This is a genomic window from Streptomyces sp. NBC_01341, from assembly GCF_035946055.1.
In the GTDB taxonomy this organism is placed as follows: Bacteria; Actinomycetota; Actinomycetes; order Streptomycetales; family Streptomycetaceae; genus Streptomyces.
In genome coordinates this window covers 7,026,999-7,042,506 of the sequence record NZ_CP108364.1, presented here as the reverse complement: position 1 = coordinate 7,042,506, position 15,508 = coordinate 7,026,999, and the positions used below count along the sequence as shown (strand labels likewise).

The window sequence follows — 15,508 nt, the reverse complement described above, 5'->3', positions numbered from 1 at the left end:
CCACGGTCCGGCAGGGCCCGCCCGGGGCACGACGTCCAGGCCCACGGCTGCCGGCGAGGGCGGTACCCGCCCGAAGATCGCCAAGCAGTAGGCTCGCTCCGCAACACGACGCGAAGGGGAACACGGTGGCGCGGGTTGCGGTGATCGGTGGGGGCATCAGCGGGCTGGGGACGGCGCTCATGCTGGGCCGGCGGGGCCATTCGGTCACGGTGTTCGAGCAGGACCCGCGTGAGGCGGGAGAGGATTCGGACCGGGACTTCTTCCACTGGGGCAGGCCCCGTGTCCCGCAGGCCGTCCAGCCCCATTCGCTCCTCGCGCCGGTGCGCACGGTACTGCTCGCCGAGGCCCCGGACGTCTACGCGGACGTGCTGGCGCGCGGAGCCCGCGAGTACCACGAGTTCGACTGGTTCGACGGGCATCCGCCGCACCGGCCCGGCGACGAGGACCTGGTGACCCTGCGCACCCGTCGCATCGTGCTGGAGGCCGCCTTGAGCGCGGCCGTGCGGCGGGAACGCACCGTCGAGGTGCGGCGAGGTCAGCGCGTGCACGCCCTCACCCTCGCGGAGGGCAGCCCTGCCCGGGTCACCGGCCTGCGGGTGGGCGCGGAAGCGTACCCGGCAGACCTCGTCGTCGATACGTCCGGCCGCCGCTCGCCCGTACCCGCCTGGCTGGCCGCGGCCGGCTGCCGGCCGCCCGTGGCCGAAAGCCACCGCAGCGGGATCGCTTATCTGTGCCGCTGGTACCGCCTGCGGCCCACAGGCCCTCGCGGCCCGGGGCGGGTGAAGACCGGATCGGCCGCGGCGTTCGCGCTCGCGGGCGTCTTCCCCTCCGACAACGGCACCTTCGCGGTGAGCCTGGTGCTGTCCACAACTGATCCGACCCGCGGCGCGCTCGCCGACCCCGCCGTGTTCGAGGCTGTGGCCCGCCGCTTCCCCGCCACTGCCGCCTGGCTCGACCTGGCCCCCGAACCGCAGTCGGCCGTCCTGGCCATGGCCGGCCTGGACAACCGCTGGACCGCTCTCTCCGACGGAGACGGACCGGTGGTCACCGGCCTGGTCAATGCCGGCGACAGCCTCATCCACACCAATCCCACCTTCGGTCACGGCGTGGCTCTCGGACTGCTCGCCGCGCGGCATCTCGCCACCCACGTAGAGCGGACAGCGGCAGACCCGGCCTGCTATCACGCCTGGACGGCACAGGCCCTCCGCCCGTGGTTCGACGCGCAGGTGACGGCCGACCGCACCAGCGGGCAACGCCTCGCCGAGGGCGCGGCGGCCTCGGACCGGCGAGCTGCGGCACTGGCCCTCTGCGCCTTCGACGACCCTGTCGTGATGAGAGCGCGGGCCCAGGTACGCCACCTCGTGCGCACGGCCCAGGACGCCTATGGCACCGACGAGGTGGACCGGCACCTCACCTCCTGGCTGGCCGCCCACCCCGACTTCGCGCCGAAGCACGACGGACCGACCCGGGAGCAGTGGGACGCGCTCGTCCCGGGATGAGCACCTGCCTCAGCGCCAGCACGCTCAAGCCGAACATCAGGACGCCCAGAGGAAGGTGCACCGCCGGGACGTGCGCGACACCGAGCACGACCTGGACCGAGGCCAGGGCCAGGAAGCCGCCTGCGTACAGGACCGGCCGGACCGATCCGCCACCCGGCTTCCACGCGAGTACCGCCGCGAGCACGTACAGCATCGACGCCCCGTACATCACACGGGCCCCGCCGCTGTGCAGCGGCTCCCCGTACGACGTGCTGAGCAGCAGCCCGGCGGACACCGCCTGGAGGAAGATGGTCAGCGTCTGCAGGGCGATCGCAGTCCGCACGAGCGATGAGCCGCGCCGTTCCCGCAGCCTCGCCGTCGCATGAGTGGCCATGTCGTGGTCTCCTTTTCCGCCCTCGGGCATTTCCGCCCTCGGGCAGCAGATCGATAGAGTCTCGACAGCTCGACGACGCGGGTACGCGAGAGGTAAGGCGAGGGAGCGGCCGGAAGCATGGGGACTGTCGGGACCGGACCGGACGAGGTGACCGGTGAGCGACGTCAACTGCTCAATGTCGCCTACCGGTTGCTCGGCTCGGTCACCGAGGCCGAGGACGCCGTGCAGGACGCCTACGCGCGCTGGTACGGGCTGTCACGGGGCCGGCAGGACGAGATCCTGTCCCCCGGCGCCTGGCTGACGACGGTGACCAGCCGCATCTGCCTGGACGTGCTCGGCTCCGCACGGGCTCGCCGTGAGCGCTATGTCGGCATGTGGCTGCCCGAGCCGCTGCCCGACCGGACGGAGGGGGCCGGGAGCGGCGCGGGCCCCGCAGGGCACGCAGACCCCGCCGACCAGATCGTCCTGGACGACTCGGTGAGCATGGCCTTCCTCGTCGTCCTCGAGTCGATGACGCCCGCCGAGCGGGTGGCTTTTGTCCTGCACGACGTCTTCAGGTATCCGTTCGCCGAGATCGCGCTCGTTCTCGGCCGGACGCCACCGGCGTGCAAGCAACTGGCGGCTTCGGCCCGAAAGCGGGTCGGCGTTCCGCGCGCGCAGGAGGCTGCGACCCGCCGGGCCGACGTGGTGAGAAGTGTCAGGAAGGCGTGGGAGGCCATGGATATCGCCGCCCTCGTGGGCCTCCTCGATCCGGCCGCCGTGATGACCGCCGACGGCGGCGGCACGGTCGGCGCGGTCCTGCGACCGGTCGTCGGCGGCACCCGCATCGCCCAGTACATGGCAGGTATCGCCGGGAAGGCTCCGGGTCTCCAACTCCTGGAGCGTTCGGTCAACGGTGCGCCGGGGCTGGTGGCCCTGCACGGCGGGGCCGTCATGACAGTGGCCTCGTTCGACGTGTCCGACGGGCGTGTCACCCGCATCTGGGCAGTCCGCAACCCGGAGAAGCTACGGCCGTGGGCGCGGGCTGGCCGATGACGGCATCTCAGGCCCACCGGACGGAATGACGCTGAGGTTCAGGGGGGCAGGCGGCGGGTGTCCGGGGCGGAGTCACGTACCTGGGACGGCACACCTGGCCCCCGGATGCACCGAGGGTGCGGCATCGGAGGCTACGGGAAGCGCTGTCTCACCGACGCGCGTCCGGGTTCCGGCACCACCACCTCACCTGCTCCTGGCGGAACTTGCCGGTCGGGGTGGCGGTCGCGCACAGTACGCCGTATGACGAACCCCGCAGAACTGCTCCGCTCCCTCGCCCGCACCAGGGCCTCACTCGACGGCGAGGAGGTCACCTACTGGTGGTCGGGAGATGTCTACACCTGGGCGCCCGACGAGCCCTACCAGCGCGTGTTCGGCTTCGAGGGGCTCAATGTCGCACGCCTCGTCCAGGACGACGCCGGGCCGGACACGTATCAACTGCTGACCCGTGAGGCCGCCTTCTATCTGGACCCCGTCACGCGTGAGATCCTGGAGACCTGGCACGACCTGCCCGTTGTACACGTCTGGAACGACCCGGCGAACCAGAAGTGGCGGCCCTTCCCGATCCCGACGACCGAACTCGGCGAGCAGGTCTGCTTCAGTCTGGAGATCCCGCTCGCCTATCCCTCGCCGCTGCCGGTGGCCGATTACCCCGTCCACTCGGCCGGTGACACGTACAAGGCCCTGGAACTGTTCCAGTTCTTCGCCGACCGCGCCGACCTCGCCGGCCCCGCACCAAGTGTCCCGGCGACCATGTCGTGGACGCGGATGTCTCCATGGCTGCCGTGGATGGCCCGCGGGCAACGGCCCGGCGGCCTCACCTATCACTGCCGGGGCAGGAAGCTGGGCTCCTACGCGGAGGTCCCCGAGCGCACACGCGCCTACATCGCGGACCACAACCCTGAGTTCGCCCATGCCCCGGAGAAGTGGGCCGAGCCCAACGAAACCAGCTGGACGTACTTCCGCAAGCTCAACCCGCCCAGCACGCCTCGGCCGGCCTCCTGACCGGCCGAGGGGGCGTCCGACGCGGGCTGTCAGCCGATGATCGCGACGGGGGCGTCCCACGCGTTGCGATCGACCGTGATGGTGTAGCCGCCGCGCTTTTCCTTACTGTTGACCATGTACTGGTGAGCGCGGCTGTGACCGGTGAACTGGGACGGGTTCCACGGCCAGTCCGTGGTGGTCGTGTTCTTCTTGTCCCACAGCGCGTACCAGAGATTCCCGGGCAGGTCGGTCTTGTTCGTGGCCGTGGCGACGGCCTTCGCGCTGGAGCTGCTGAAGCCGTAGAAGCCACCTCGGTAGGTGGCGTTGCGCAGGGTCTTGGTGAACGACCGCACGTACGTCAGGACGGCGTCGTTGCACGCCTTGTCGGTGATGTCGTACGGCTCCATGTCCAGGTAGACGGCGCTTCCCGCCTTCATCCCCAGGGCGGAGGCCTTCGCCACCGCGTCCTTGCCGTTGCTCGCGCCGAGGGAGGCGGCCGTGGAGGCCGTGAACCTCTCGGGGTTCGAGCTCTTCTGGCAGGGCGGCTGAGCGCCGACGTAGAGCGGGATCAGTTTCCATCCCGTGGCACTGACCGACTTGACCCAGGACTTCGTCAGACTGGGCTGGGCGCAGCCACGGTTCTTTCCACCGATGTAGACCGCGGCGGCGCCGTAGAAGCCCGTGTTCCACGCCTTCATCGCGCTGAGCGAGGGCGCGGTGCACGCGTCGAAGGCGCGTCCCGTGTAGGTCTTCTGCGCAGGCCAGGCGGTGGCGGCCATGGTGGTCTGCGCCGCGATCCCGGCACCCGCGACGACGACGACCCCTGTCGTCGCCAAGGCGATGTAGCGGCCCTTCCTGGACAGCCGATGACTGGACATTCCCCACCCCGTTCACTGGGCGACCCTCGGTCGCACCGAATCCGACGCGCCTGCTGGTGCCGCGCTGCTCCGCCGATACCGCGTGGCAGGTGCGGCGCCCGCACACGGTGGTACGGCAGTCCCCCTCCGGACACCGAAGCGCACCGCAGAATAGCCCACGGGCGCGCCTCCGCCGGGCGGTCCGGGCATCGCCCGTCTCTCGTCCCGGGGTAGCCGGCCGCGTCGACCCCCTCAGCTGTCACTGGCCAGCAGCTTCTTGATCGCTGCGACGGCGGTCTGCGGTTCGTCGGCGTGGCAGCGGATCGTACGAACCTCCGTGCGCTGCCCCCACAGGCTCACGGCGGTGACTGGCTGGGCTAACTCGACAGTGATCGAAGTCTGCGACGCGATAGCCAACTCCAGTACGCCGTCTTCAGACTTGTTCCCATCCGGGAACCGGAGATCGTGACGGGCGGACGCGATCAGTTCCAGCGGTATCCGCAGATCACGTCGCGTACCGCGCCGCACCCGCAGCCCGCCCGGCCCCACGACGTGGGGGCGCGTGACGGCGGCGGCGTGCAGCCCCAGCACCAGAAACACCGTGTAGAGGTCGAGAAGCAGCATGACCAGGTGGGCGACCGGATACGGGGCGAGCATGAAGGACACCCCGACCGTCTCGACCACGAACACGAACACCAGCCCGTACGCCGTTGACGCCTGAGCACGCGCATACCCAACAGCGATGTCCTCGCCACCGACCTCATGCGAGCGTCGAGCCACCCACAGCCCGAGGCTCGCCATCCACCGCCCCTCGTGTGCCGCCAGCCGTCTCGTCTGTGTGATGAGCACCCCGATCCCCATGTACCTCAGTGAATCAGAACTCGAATTCCTCCCCAGGTCGTTGTCTGTTTGCCGTCGGCGCATCCGGTCGGACGTGTCCTCGACGGACTGGGGGCGGGGGCGTGTTCGGCCACACGGTGCCGCCTTCCGGGTCACGGCGTTCCGTCGCACATCAGGCGGTCAGGCCCCTTGACGGCCGCCTGGGCCGGGTAAAAAATGAGCCACCACATTGACAACGTTGTCAGTACGCTTCGGAGGACCCATGTCAAGCGACCCGGCCCACTACGACAGGCGTCGTTTCGTGCAACTCGCGGGACTGGCAGGACTTCTGGCCGCCAGTCCCCTGTCCCTCACCACCGGGTCGGCGGCTGCCGCGGCGCCCGCCCACCCCGGTGGGCATCCCGCCGACCCGGTGGACCAGGACAGCATCGCGGCCACCTACTACCAGGCCCTTCTCACCCACACCCGCTGGGCGGAGACCCAATGGGACGACGCACTCGGCCATTACACGGCCAAGGACTTCGGTTTCGCCGTCGTACTCGGCCATGCGGTACTCCTCACCCATGGCACCTACGACGCCGAGCGCGCCGGCATCGGCAAGGACGTCCTTCTCAGTCGCACACTGGCCACCATCAAGCACTTCGCCGCGTCCAACCGCCTCACGGGCGGAACGGAATGGGGCCGGAAACTGTTCTTCGACACCACCTTCCAGCTGTACTTCGTGCTCGCGGCCCGCTTGCTCTGGGACCAACTGGACGCCGCCACCCGGCAGAACGTCGAGACGATCGCCGCGGAACAGGCGCAGTACACGACAGCCCTGGGTACCTCGGCCGACCCCGCTTCCGGGGGGTGGACGGCCAACGGGCTCAAGGGCGGCTTCGTCGGCGACACGAAGCTGGAGGAGATGGGCGTCTACGCCCAGTCACTGGCACCCGGCCTCGCCTGGTCGTCCGCTGATCCCCGCCACGGCGACTGGGAGGCGGCCTTCGGCCGCTGGACCAGGAACGAAGCGGGCCTGCCCGCCGCGGACCTGGCCAACCCCGCCCTGGTCGACGGTGTTGCCGTGAACGCGAACACCGCGACGAACCTCTATGACACGTTCATCGTCGAGAACCACGAGTCCTTCGGCCCGCATTACCAGGAGGAGCTGTGGCGCACCTCCGGCCGCAACGCGGCTCACTTCATCACCGCAGGACGCCCCATGCCACAGGTCCTGACGGCGCAGCCGAACGCGGAGCCGCTGTGGCGGACCCTCCTGATGGTCATGAGTGACGCGGGGGAACCGCTGATGCCCATGGTGGCCGACCGCGAGCACCTCTACGGCCGCGATGTCATTCCGCTGGCCTTCCTCGCGCAGGTGACGGGCGACCGGGCCGCCGCCTGGGCCGAGGCCGCGATGGCGGAGCGGCTGGCCCCCTACCAGGGCTACGCTCCGGTCAACCGGCTGGCCAAGTTCTCGGGTGAGGCGAAGTACGAACCCGAGGCCCGGGCCGAGATCGCCATCAGCTACCTGCTCCACCGGTGGCGGGCGTCGCACGGTGGGATCGTACGCCCGCTGTCCGACACGGAGTTCTTCGAGAAGGCGGCGGGAGTGCGGGACTTCGGTCCCGGTCCCGGGCTGGTGGTCCAGCAGTCCCCCGCGGCCTGGGCGGCGTCGGTGAGCAAGCCGGGCTTCGTCAAGTTCGCCTGGCAGCCCGCGCACGACGACTGGCTGTTCGCGCTGAGCGGCAACAGCCCGGTGTTCCTTCCCTCCACCGGGGCGAAGGTACTGCACCGTTCGGCCACCACGTACACCGAGGTGCGTGACGGCCTCGACGCCACTGCCACACTGCTCCAGCTCGACTCGGGGTTCGCCGGATTCACCACGCTGCCGTCGGGGGCGGTCGTCTACGCGACCAGCGGGACCGCCCCCGGGGAGGGGCGCCTGCGGGTGCACAACCTCACCATGCCGGGACTCGCCGGGCTGGACGGCACGCGTACGTACACCGCGGCTGACGGCTCGGCCGAGGTGGGTTCCGCGGACAGCGGCACCATCAAGGTCAAGCCCGGGCCGCGCGTCGACACACTGGCACTCCCCAGGAGTTCCTGCCGCCACGTGCGCATGCAGGGCGTCTCCGGTCACCCGCAGTACGGGTACTCGCTCTACACCTTCGGCGTCACGAACGGCGAAGGCGGCCCCGACCTCGCCCGCGGCCGCACCGCCACGGCGTCGTCGGCAGCGACGGGCTACGGGGCGGAGCGGGTGCTCGACGGTGACGCGAGCACCCGCTGGGCCGTGGCCGTGGGCGAACGGAGCCGTCAGGACAGCTGGTTGAGCGTGGACCTCGGCAGCACCACGGAGTTCGACCACCTCACCCTGGCATGGGAGTCGGCAGCCGCGACCGCGTACCGGGTGCAGGGGTCCGACGACGGGAAGACCTGGACGGACCTTGCCCGGTTCCCCGAAGCGGACCTCACGAGCCGCGGCGGCTGGCTCTCGGTGGACGGGCGGGCCGGACTGGTCGTGCGGGGCGGCGGGAATCCCCTGGCCGTCTACGGCGACGTCGTGATCCTGTCCGACGGTCCGGCCGAAGCCGTGACCGTGGAGGGTCACCCGAACGGGGACCCCGCCGACGTGAAGGCCGCGGCGTCCCGGAGGGCGCCGCTGGCTCAGGACCCCGTGGTCCACGCCAGCACGGTCGGTGGCCACCTCAGTCTGTTCAACCTCTCATCCGAGCCGGTGAACACCGTGGTATCCGTGCCCGGGCAGGACGACGGCCTCCACCTGTATGCCGGCTCGCAGACCGTGACCGCCGAGGGAACCGATTTCAGAGCGGAACTCGCCGCCGCGACGGCCGAGATCGCCGCAGCACGGTTCACCCTGCGTACGGCGACGGGAGCGGCGGTCCCGGCAGGTGTCCGGGCGGATGTCGTCGACGCCTCGACGCTGTGGCTCACCGGACCGGCCTGCGATCTGGTCGTGGCCTCCGGCGACGGCCGGAGGACACGGGTCCGGCTGCGTAGGGGCAGGACCCGCAAGGTGTCCGTACCGGGCACGACCGCCTACCCGCTCAATGACGCCGCCCTCGGCTGTGAGACGTTCCCCACCGGTCCTCTCCCCGGCGGCATGTCCGACCCTGCCGCCGTGGTGGACGGGGACGCAGGGACCTCGTGGACACCCGGCTCGGACAAAGCCCGGCTGGTCGTGGATCTCGGTTCCTCCGTGCCCATCGGGCGGGTCGTGACGGAATGGACCCCGGGGCGCGTTCCGGGCGCGACGATCGAGTTCAGCGACGACGGAGTCACCTACGCGCGGAGGGGAACACTCCAGGGCCACACCGCCGTACGAGGCCTGACGACCCAGGCCACCGCTCGCTACGTGGCGCTCGACGTGTCGGGGTGGCGCGCTGGACACGCCAGGCTGAGGTCGCTGTCGGTGACGCCTCGGTAGGACACCTCGATCCGAGCGAAGTGACGCCCCGTCGAGGACTTCGCGGTCTCGCGGGTGTGACGCCCCGCCGAGTGCTTCCGGTCCTCGGCGGGGCGTCTTCACGTGCGCCTCCCGAGGAGTGGGAGGGCGTGACCACCAGGCAGCACCGACGGTCGAGGGCGCGGAACGGTGTGCTCGGCACCTGATTCCGCTACCGCGTCCGTGGGGGCCCACGGCCCGGTGACGCTCGCACGCGATCACCCGTCCGGCCTCGTCCGTACGGGTCCCCTGGCTCACTCCTGCGGCACAGTCACGCGACGTTCCGGGGAACGGGCAGACAAGGTGGGCCCCCTACGGAGGACCAGAGGCGGCGCCGCGCGGTGCGGCGCTACGGCAGAGGGCGGGACAGTCATGCCGGGACCGAGACGACAGCCGGGTGTTCCCCGCCGCCGAGGTGACCGCGGGGCGACGGACCAGATGCTGCGGACGCTGCTGCGTCGCCGCAAGAAGACCTTGGCCGCCGAGGACGTGACCGTCACCGATCCCCCCAAGGTGCGACGCGCCGTGACGGCCGCGGCGCTCGGCAACACCATGGAATGGTTCGACTTCGGTGTGTACGCCTACCTGGCGGGCACCCTCGGCAAGGTCTTCTTCCCGTCGAGCTCGCCCGGTGCGCAGGTGGTGTCCACCTTTGCCACCTTCGCCGCCGCCTTCCTCGTACGTCCCCTCGGCGGTCTGGTCTTCGGCCCGCTGGGCGACCGTGTGGGGCGCCAGAAGGTGCTGGCGATCACGATGATCATGATGGCGGCGAGCACCTTCGCCGTCGGATTCCTCCCTTCGTACGCCACGATCGGATTCGCCGCTCCCCTGCTGCTGCTGCTGTGCCGTCTGGTCCAGGGGTTCTCCACCGGAGGTGAGTACGCGGGCGCCACCACGTACATCGCGGAGTACGCGCCGGACAAACGCCGTGGATTCCTCGGCAGCTGGCTGGACTTCGGGACTTTCGTCGGCTATTCGCTGGGCTCGGGGCTGGTGACCGTGCTGACGGCGGTCCTCGGTACGGACGGGCTGACGGACTGGGGGTGGCGCATTCCCTTCTTCGTCGCCGGCCCGCTCGGCCTGATCGGCCTGTACATGCGGCTGAAGCTGGAGGAGACGCCCGTCTTCCGGCGTGAGGAGGAAGCACAGGCCGAGGCCCTTGCCGAGGGCGACCCCGTCGAGCAGGCGCGTCAGTCCGGCAAGGGCCGGCTCAAGGAGATCTTCACCGGTCACTGGCAGGCGGTACTGATCTGCATGGGCCTGGTGCTGGTCTACAACGTCACGAACTACATGGTGACCTCCTACCTTCCGACGTACATGTCACAGACGCTCGGCGAGCCCGAGACGACTTCCCAACTGCTGGTCCTGGGCACGATGCTGCTCGTGGTGCTGACCATCACGACGGTCGGCAGGTCGTCGGACCGCTGGGGCCGGCGGCCGGTCTTCCTGGCGGGGAGCGTGGCCCTCGTCGTTCTGGCGATTCCCGCCTTCCTGCTCATCCAGGAGGGCGGCATCCTGCTGCCGGCGATCGGCTGCTGCGTCCTCGGGCTGCTGCTGGTCTGTTTCGCGGGCGCCTCGGCCTCGACGCTCCCGGCCCTGTTCCCGACACGCATCCGCTACGGCGCCCTGTCGATCGCCTTCAACATCTCCGTGTCCGTGTTCGGCGGGACCACACCGCTGTTCGCCTCCGCCCTCGTGGAGGCGACCGGAGACGACATGGTCCCGGCGTACTACCTGATGGTCGCGGGCATCGTCGGTCTGGCCGCCACCTTCTTCCTGCACGAGACGGCGGGCAAGCCGTTGCGCGGCTCCGGGCCGATGGTGGAGACCGCGGAACAGGCGCGCGTCCTCGTCGCCCGAAGCAGGACACGTGCGGGCAGACAGGCACGCGACGTGTGGATCCGGATGCGGCATCCCTGGAGCGGGGACAGCCACAGGAAGTGACCGCACCCGCTGATCCGGACGCGGCCTGACGGTGATGTGATCACAAACACACAACTCCATGCCACAGCAGCCCCGTTGCAAGGGTGTCAGGGGTTCTCCATGTCGAAACGGCGACGAACCCCGAACCCACAGAGTGAAGTGAGGGCGCGTGAGGCGACGAATAGGGACATGGGCAGGACCGGCGACGGGGGCACGCCGGTGGGCGTTCACGGCGGCAGCGGTCACCGGGCTGGTGTGCTCCGCGCTCACGGCGAACACGGCGCCGTCTTCGGCGGCACCCACCGCGGACGCGGTCGTCATACCCCCACTGCCCGTCACACGGCTTACCGGGGAGGCGAATTCGGGTGAGGGTGTCGCCCGCCTGCACCAGCAGGTGAAGGAGGGGACACTGCTCGATCACCACGGCTCGCGACCGGTCTGCCCCACGTGTCACGCCGAGGTCGTCACCGAGGGCCCCAAGGGCGACACCCCGCTGCGGTCTGCGGCACCCGCCGGCTACGGTCCGGCCGAACTGCAGACGGCCTACGGGCTGCCCGCCGCCTCGCGCGGCACCGGCACCATCGCCATCATCGACGCGGGTGTCTATCCGACGCTGGAGAAGGACCTCGCCGTCTACCGCAAGACGTTCGGCCTGCCGGCGTGCACCATCGCCTCCGGCTGCCTCTCCCTGATGAACTACGACGGCGGCAAGCGGCCGGCTCCGCAGACCGGTGACCAGGGCCGGCTCATGGAGGAGGGAGCCGCCCTCGAGACGGCGCTCGACCTCGACATGGCTTCCGCCGCCTGCCCGTCCTGCCGGCTCCTCGAGATCTCCGTGCCCTGGCAGGACGCCCAGGACGACAACGACGTGTCCACGGGCGACTTCGCGCAGGCGGTGAACACGGCGGTGGCAGCCGGCGCCTCGGCTGTCAGCATCAGCTACGGCTTCCGGGCCGACGTCCAGAACACGCACGGCTTCCGCCGTACCGCACTCGACCACAAGGGTGTGGCCATCGCCGCCTCGACCGGCGACGGGGGCTTCAACAGCGGCGTGCACCAGCTCTGGCCGTCCGCCCTGCCGTCCGTGATCAGCGTGGGCGGAGTCTCCCTGCCCGCCGCCGGGGAGGAGGCGGCAGCCTGGTACGCCGCGGGCAGCGGATGCGAGCAGGCGTTCCCCGCCGCCAAGGGCCAGCCTTCCTCGGTCGCCGCCGCCTGCGGAGGCCACCGGGCGGCCTCCGACATCTCCGCGGACGCGGACCCCGCCACCGGTGTCGCCGTGTACGACACCTACGCGCCGCTGAGCGACCAGCCCAACAACTGGGTCGTCGCCGGAGGGACCAGCGCGTCGGCGCCCTACGTGGCCGGACTGTTCGCCCGCGCCGGCCACCTCTCGGCCGTCGACGGGCCCGCGAGCCTCTACCGCGCGCCGAAGAGTGCCTTCACGGACGTCACGAGCGGCAACAACGAGATCTACCACCAGTGCACCTCGTACCCCGCGATCAGCCCCGCGCTGTGCAACGCGGGCCCCGGCTGGGACGGACCGACCGGTCTGGGTGTTCCGCACGGGCTCGGCGCGTTCTGAACGCACGCGCCGGCCGACCGCATTCCTACTGTTCGTGGAGGTACCCCATGCGTCTCAATTCCCGTGCCGCCGCAGTCGCGGCAGCCGTCGCCGCCCTGCTGCTGAGTGGTACAGCGGTGGCGAGCGCCACCATCGGTGACCGGGCGACGGCGGGCACGCCCGCCGCGACCCGGGCCCCGGCCAAGCCGACGACTCCCCGTCCGTGCACCATCGAGGACGTCTCGTTCCACTTCGGCGGCTACACGGCCGGTCTCAGCAAGCGCAGATTCGACCTGACGCTGCTCGCCCACGACGGCGTCGTCTGCACGCTCAGCGACACCCCGCTGATCACCGTCAGAAAGGCCGAGGACGGCAAGCCCGCTCCGGTCAGTGCGAACGGCCGGGGCGGCACCCTCGTGCTCAGGCCCGACTCGCCGCTGCACACCACGGCGATCTACAACATCCCCGACTCGCCCGAACACGGCGCCAAGGTCAACGCCTTGACGCTGTCCATGCCCGACGCCAGCAGCCGGAGCACGTACTTCTACGCGCCGGGTGACACCGACGTCTATCAGGCGGGTGTGTCGTTCACGTCCTGGACCACCGGCCTCGGACTGGGGCAGGGCGAGGAATCGTTCTGACCTCTCCTCGTCCCGGCCTTCGTCTTCTGACGTCCGGGCGTCTGCCTGACCCGGCCTCCGCTTCGGCTGCCGCCGCTCCGGAGGGATCAGGACGGTGAACGACGCAGGGGCCGGTCCTCCTGGACCGGCCCCTGCGTCTCGGCGTCACGCCGCGCGTCTCCCCGCCTCCCCGGCCGGGCGGCAACACGCCCGAGCGGGGGCAGCGCTACTCGGCGGTCAGGAACTCACGGTGGGACAGCGGCCGGTCGACGATACGGATGTCACCGACGTTGCCGTGGAAGACGACGTCGATCGCGCCCGCGTACTCATGGCCACCCACGAGCCAGGGCAGGCCGAGCGAGGTCAGTCCGGCCGACACCCTGCTCGGGTTGTCGAGCACGGGAGCACCCTCGACGTACAGCTTGGTGTGGCGGCCGTCGTTGACGACTGCCAGGTGGAACCACTTGAGTTCCGGCATGCCGTGACCCCAGTTGGTCGTGGGGTAGGTGTCGTTCGTCGGGTAGTGGTTGAACTGCGCCTCGCGGCCGTTGTTCGTGATGGCGAGCTGTGCCAGGGGCTCCTTCGGGTCCGTGTTCCTGCCGTGCTTGCCGGCGTCTCCGGCGGCGCCGCGGCGGCTGAGGATCGAGGCGTTGCCGTTCCTGCCCCCGTCCCAGTCCAGCGGCATCCTGACGAAGGTCTCGATCGTGTATCCGCCCTTGAACGTCTCGGTGTTCAGGGGCGCCTTCGCTCCGGTGGTCAGGTACGAGCCGTTGACCGGGTTCCTGCCGCCGACGAACTTCAGGCTGGCGTGGCCGGGCTGGTCGGGGTGGTGGTCGGCGGACCAGGACAGCGCGCCGTCGGGCGTGCCCGGCACGGTCACCACGGTCAGGTCGTTGCCCTTGCCCGACAGGTCAGGGACCTTCTGGCCCGCGCTGAGCGAGGCGCCGGGGGCGCCCTGTCCGTCGAAGCGCCAGTACGCCAGGGTGCCCTTCACCAGTTCTCTGTGGGCCGGGCGCGCGGGACGGACCGGGATCGGTATGAAGCCGGAGAACCGCTGCTCGAAGTCGATCGGGACCGAGAAGTTGTCGACCGGGCCGGTGATCCGGGCGTGCTCGGCGGCCAGCTCGTTGCGCGACTCGGGGTCCTGGGCCAGGATCCAGGGGTTGATGGTCTCGACGTCGATCGTGTTCCGGGCCAGGTCGAAGTGGTACAGCCGGATCATGCCGCCACCGCCGAAGTAGCGGTTCTGGTAGTTCGTGATGTGCATGTCGACGTCGTTGCCGGCGCCGTTCTTCCTGGTCGTGCGCCCGGGCGGCCAGTAGTGACCGTTGAGGGTCAGGAAGATCTGGTCGTTGTCGTTGATCAGCTTGTCCCAGACGGTCTGCCCGTAGCCGGAGAGTACGGCGTTGTTCTCCGGGTCGCCGGACTCGTACGGGAAAACGTTGTCATCGTACGGCGAGGCGACGATGTCGTGCGAGGTGAGGATCACCGGCATCTTCGGGTGCGCCTTGATCACGTCGTTGGCCCACGCGAAGCCCTGGTCGGTGGTCCGCCAGTCAAGGGCGAGGAGCAGCCACGAACGGCCGGCCGCCTCGAAGACGTGCGCGGTGTTGTAGCCCGTCCGGTCCGCCCCGGCGAACGTCTTCGCCCGCCTGAAGCGCTGCGGGCCCATGGTGCGCAGGTAGGGCGTGTCGCCGCGGCTGTCGTCGCCGGTGACGTCGTGGTTGCCGGCCAGCACGCTGTAGGCGGCCCCGTGCTTGTCCAGCATCCCGAACGCCTTGTCGACCTGCTCGAAGGACGAAGGATCGGCGTCCTGTGTGAGGTCGCCGAGATGCGCCATGAAGACGATGTTGTCGCCGGCGGAACCGCTGTTCTCGATGATGTAGCGGAAGGACTCCTCCTGCGGCGTCCTGTTGACGCTGTCCTGGCTGCCCCAGTAGAGGAACTGGGTGTCCGGCATGACCGCGAGGGTGAACTGGAGCGAGGCCGGGTCAGGGCTCCACGTGGCGGACGGGCCGTGTCCGGAGGCTTCCGCGGCGGACGCGGGCGTCGCGCCGAACGCGGTCACGCCGACGCTCGCGGCGGCCGCCCCCGCACCGGCCAGAGCCGCGTTGCGCAGGAAGCCGCGCCTGTTGTGCCCGCTCGGCTCGTGTGACTCGGTGTCACCAGTGTGGGACATGTGGGGGTCCTTCTCGGGTAGGTGGTTCAAGATGCAATGACGTGGGTCAAAAGCTCCTCGAACAGGGCGTACGCGAGATGACCACCGGAGGTCAGGCGTCTGTATACGACGAGAAGTGCGTATCGGGCCTCATGGCCGTAAAACGGCCGGTAGGCGAGAAAGGTGCGACCTGAGCGGGTTGCGCTCCGTCAC

11 protein-coding genes are annotated in these 15,508 nt (G+C 70.1%); 7 read left to right on the top strand and 4 right to left on the bottom strand.

The annotated features are described in order from the left end of the window. Nucleotides 1-125: 125 nt before the first annotated feature. Nucleotides 126-1,499 (top strand): FAD-dependent oxidoreductase, encoded by a 1,374-nt coding sequence (locus OG206_RS30910; RefSeq protein WP_327121885.1) that lies wholly within the window; start codon nucleotides 126-128, stop codon nucleotides 1,497-1,499. Here OG206_RS30910 and OG206_RS30905 read toward each other — a convergent pair. Next, nucleotides 1,411-1,872 carry a hypothetical protein gene (locus OG206_RS30905; protein ID WP_327121884.1) on the bottom strand — a complete coding sequence of 154 codons (462 nt, stop codon included), beginning with the start codon at nucleotides 1,870-1,872 and terminating at the stop codon, nucleotides 1,411-1,413. The genes OG206_RS30910 and OG206_RS30905 overlap by 89 nt on opposite strands. 117 nt (nucleotides 1,873-1,989) lie before the next feature. Between OG206_RS30905 and sigJ the strand changes: the two genes are divergently transcribed. Both sigJ and OG206_RS30895 read left to right on the top strand, forming a co-directional pair. Continuing rightward, nucleotides 1,990-2,907, top strand: a complete 918-nt coding sequence (sigJ, locus tag OG206_RS30900; RefSeq protein ID WP_327121883.1) for an RNA polymerase sigma factor SigJ — start codon at nucleotides 1,990-1,992, stop codon at nucleotides 2,905-2,907. A 240-nt stretch (nucleotides 2,908-3,147) separates the two neighbouring features. Further along, the gene (locus OG206_RS30895) at nucleotides 3,148-3,909 is read left to right on the top strand and encodes a DUF1838 family protein (protein ID WP_327121882.1); all 762 of its coding nucleotides are present in this window, start codon (nucleotides 3,148-3,150) and stop codon (nucleotides 3,907-3,909) included. Nucleotides 3,910-3,938: 29 nt separating this feature from the next. Here OG206_RS30895 and OG206_RS30890 read toward each other — a convergent pair whose 3' ends face one another. Next, on the bottom strand, nucleotides 3,939-4,766 hold the full coding sequence (locus tag OG206_RS30890) for a glycoside hydrolase domain-containing protein (protein WP_327121881.1): 828 nt from the start codon (nucleotides 4,764-4,766) through the stop codon (nucleotides 3,939-3,941). Nucleotides 4,767-4,997: 231 nt separating this feature from the next. Continuing rightward, on the bottom strand, nucleotides 4,998-5,546 hold the full coding sequence (locus OG206_RS30885) for a hypothetical protein (protein ID WP_327121880.1): 549 nt from the start codon (nucleotides 5,544-5,546) through the stop codon (nucleotides 4,998-5,000). A gap of 301 nt (nucleotides 5,547-5,847) precedes the next feature. On the opposite strand from OG206_RS30885, the gene OG206_RS30880 reads away from it, so the two are divergent. The 4 genes from OG206_RS30880 (at nucleotide 5,848) to OG206_RS30865 (ending at nucleotide 13,158) form a co-directional block, all read left to right on the top strand. Further along, nucleotides 5,848-9,015 (top strand): discoidin domain-containing protein, encoded by a 3,168-nt coding sequence (locus tag OG206_RS30880; protein WP_327121879.1) that lies wholly within the window; start codon nucleotides 5,848-5,850, stop codon nucleotides 9,013-9,015. 456 nt (nucleotides 9,016-9,471) lie between these two features. Beyond that, entirely contained in the window at nucleotides 9,472-10,977 is a 1,506-nt protein-coding gene (gene proP / locus OG206_RS30875; protein WP_327121878.1) for a glycine betaine/L-proline transporter ProP, read from the top strand. 148 nt (nucleotides 10,978-11,125) lie between these two features. After that, the gene (locus OG206_RS30870; protein ID WP_327121877.1) at nucleotides 11,126-12,538 is read left to right on the top strand and encodes a S8 family serine peptidase; all 1,413 of its coding nucleotides are present in this window, start codon (nucleotides 11,126-11,128) and stop codon (nucleotides 12,536-12,538) included. A 47-nt stretch (nucleotides 12,539-12,585) separates the two neighbouring features. Beyond that, a complete protein-coding gene (locus tag OG206_RS30865) occupies nucleotides 12,586-13,158 on the top strand; it encodes a hypothetical protein (protein WP_327121876.1) in 573 nt (190 codons plus the stop codon). 205 nt (nucleotides 13,159-13,363) lie between these two features. Here OG206_RS30865 and OG206_RS30860 read toward each other — a convergent pair whose 3' ends face one another. After that, nucleotides 13,364-15,316: a LamG-like jellyroll fold domain-containing protein gene (locus OG206_RS30860; RefSeq protein WP_327121875.1), complete on the bottom strand. Its 1,953-nt coding sequence runs from the start codon at nucleotides 15,314-15,316 to the stop codon at nucleotides 13,364-13,366. Nucleotides 15,317-15,508: the final 192 nt, after the last annotated feature.

Coding starts and splice junctions, on each gene's coding strand:
- OG206_RS30895 (WP_327121882.1), top strand. CDS start 3,148: ATGACGAACCCCGCAGAACTGCTCCGCTCCCTCGCCCGCACCAGGGCC.
- sigJ (WP_327121883.1), top strand. CDS start 1,990: ATGGGGACTGTCGGGACCGGACCGGACGAGGTGACCGGTGAGCGACGT.
- OG206_RS30865 (WP_327121876.1), top strand. CDS start 12,586: ATGCGTCTCAATTCCCGTGCCGCCGCAGTCGCGGCAGCCGTCGCCGCC.
- proP (WP_327121878.1), top strand. CDS start 9,472: ATGCTGCGGACGCTGCTGCGTCGCCGCAAGAAGACCTTGGCCGCCGAG.
- OG206_RS30885 (WP_327121880.1), bottom strand. CDS start 5,546: ATGGCGAGCCTCGGGCTGTGGGTGGCTCGACGCTCGCATGAGGTCGGT.
- OG206_RS30880 (WP_327121879.1), top strand. CDS start 5,848: ATGTCAAGCGACCCGGCCCACTACGACAGGCGTCGTTTCGTGCAACTC.
- OG206_RS30890 (WP_327121881.1), bottom strand. CDS start 4,766: ATGTCCAGTCATCGGCTGTCCAGGAAGGGCCGCTACATCGCCTTGGCG.
- OG206_RS30905 (WP_327121884.1), bottom strand. CDS start 1,872: ATGGCCACTCATGCGACGGCGAGGCTGCGGGAACGGCGCGGCTCATCG.
- OG206_RS30860 (WP_327121875.1), bottom strand. CDS start 15,316: ATGTCCCACACTGGTGACACCGAGTCACACGAGCCGAGCGGGCACAAC.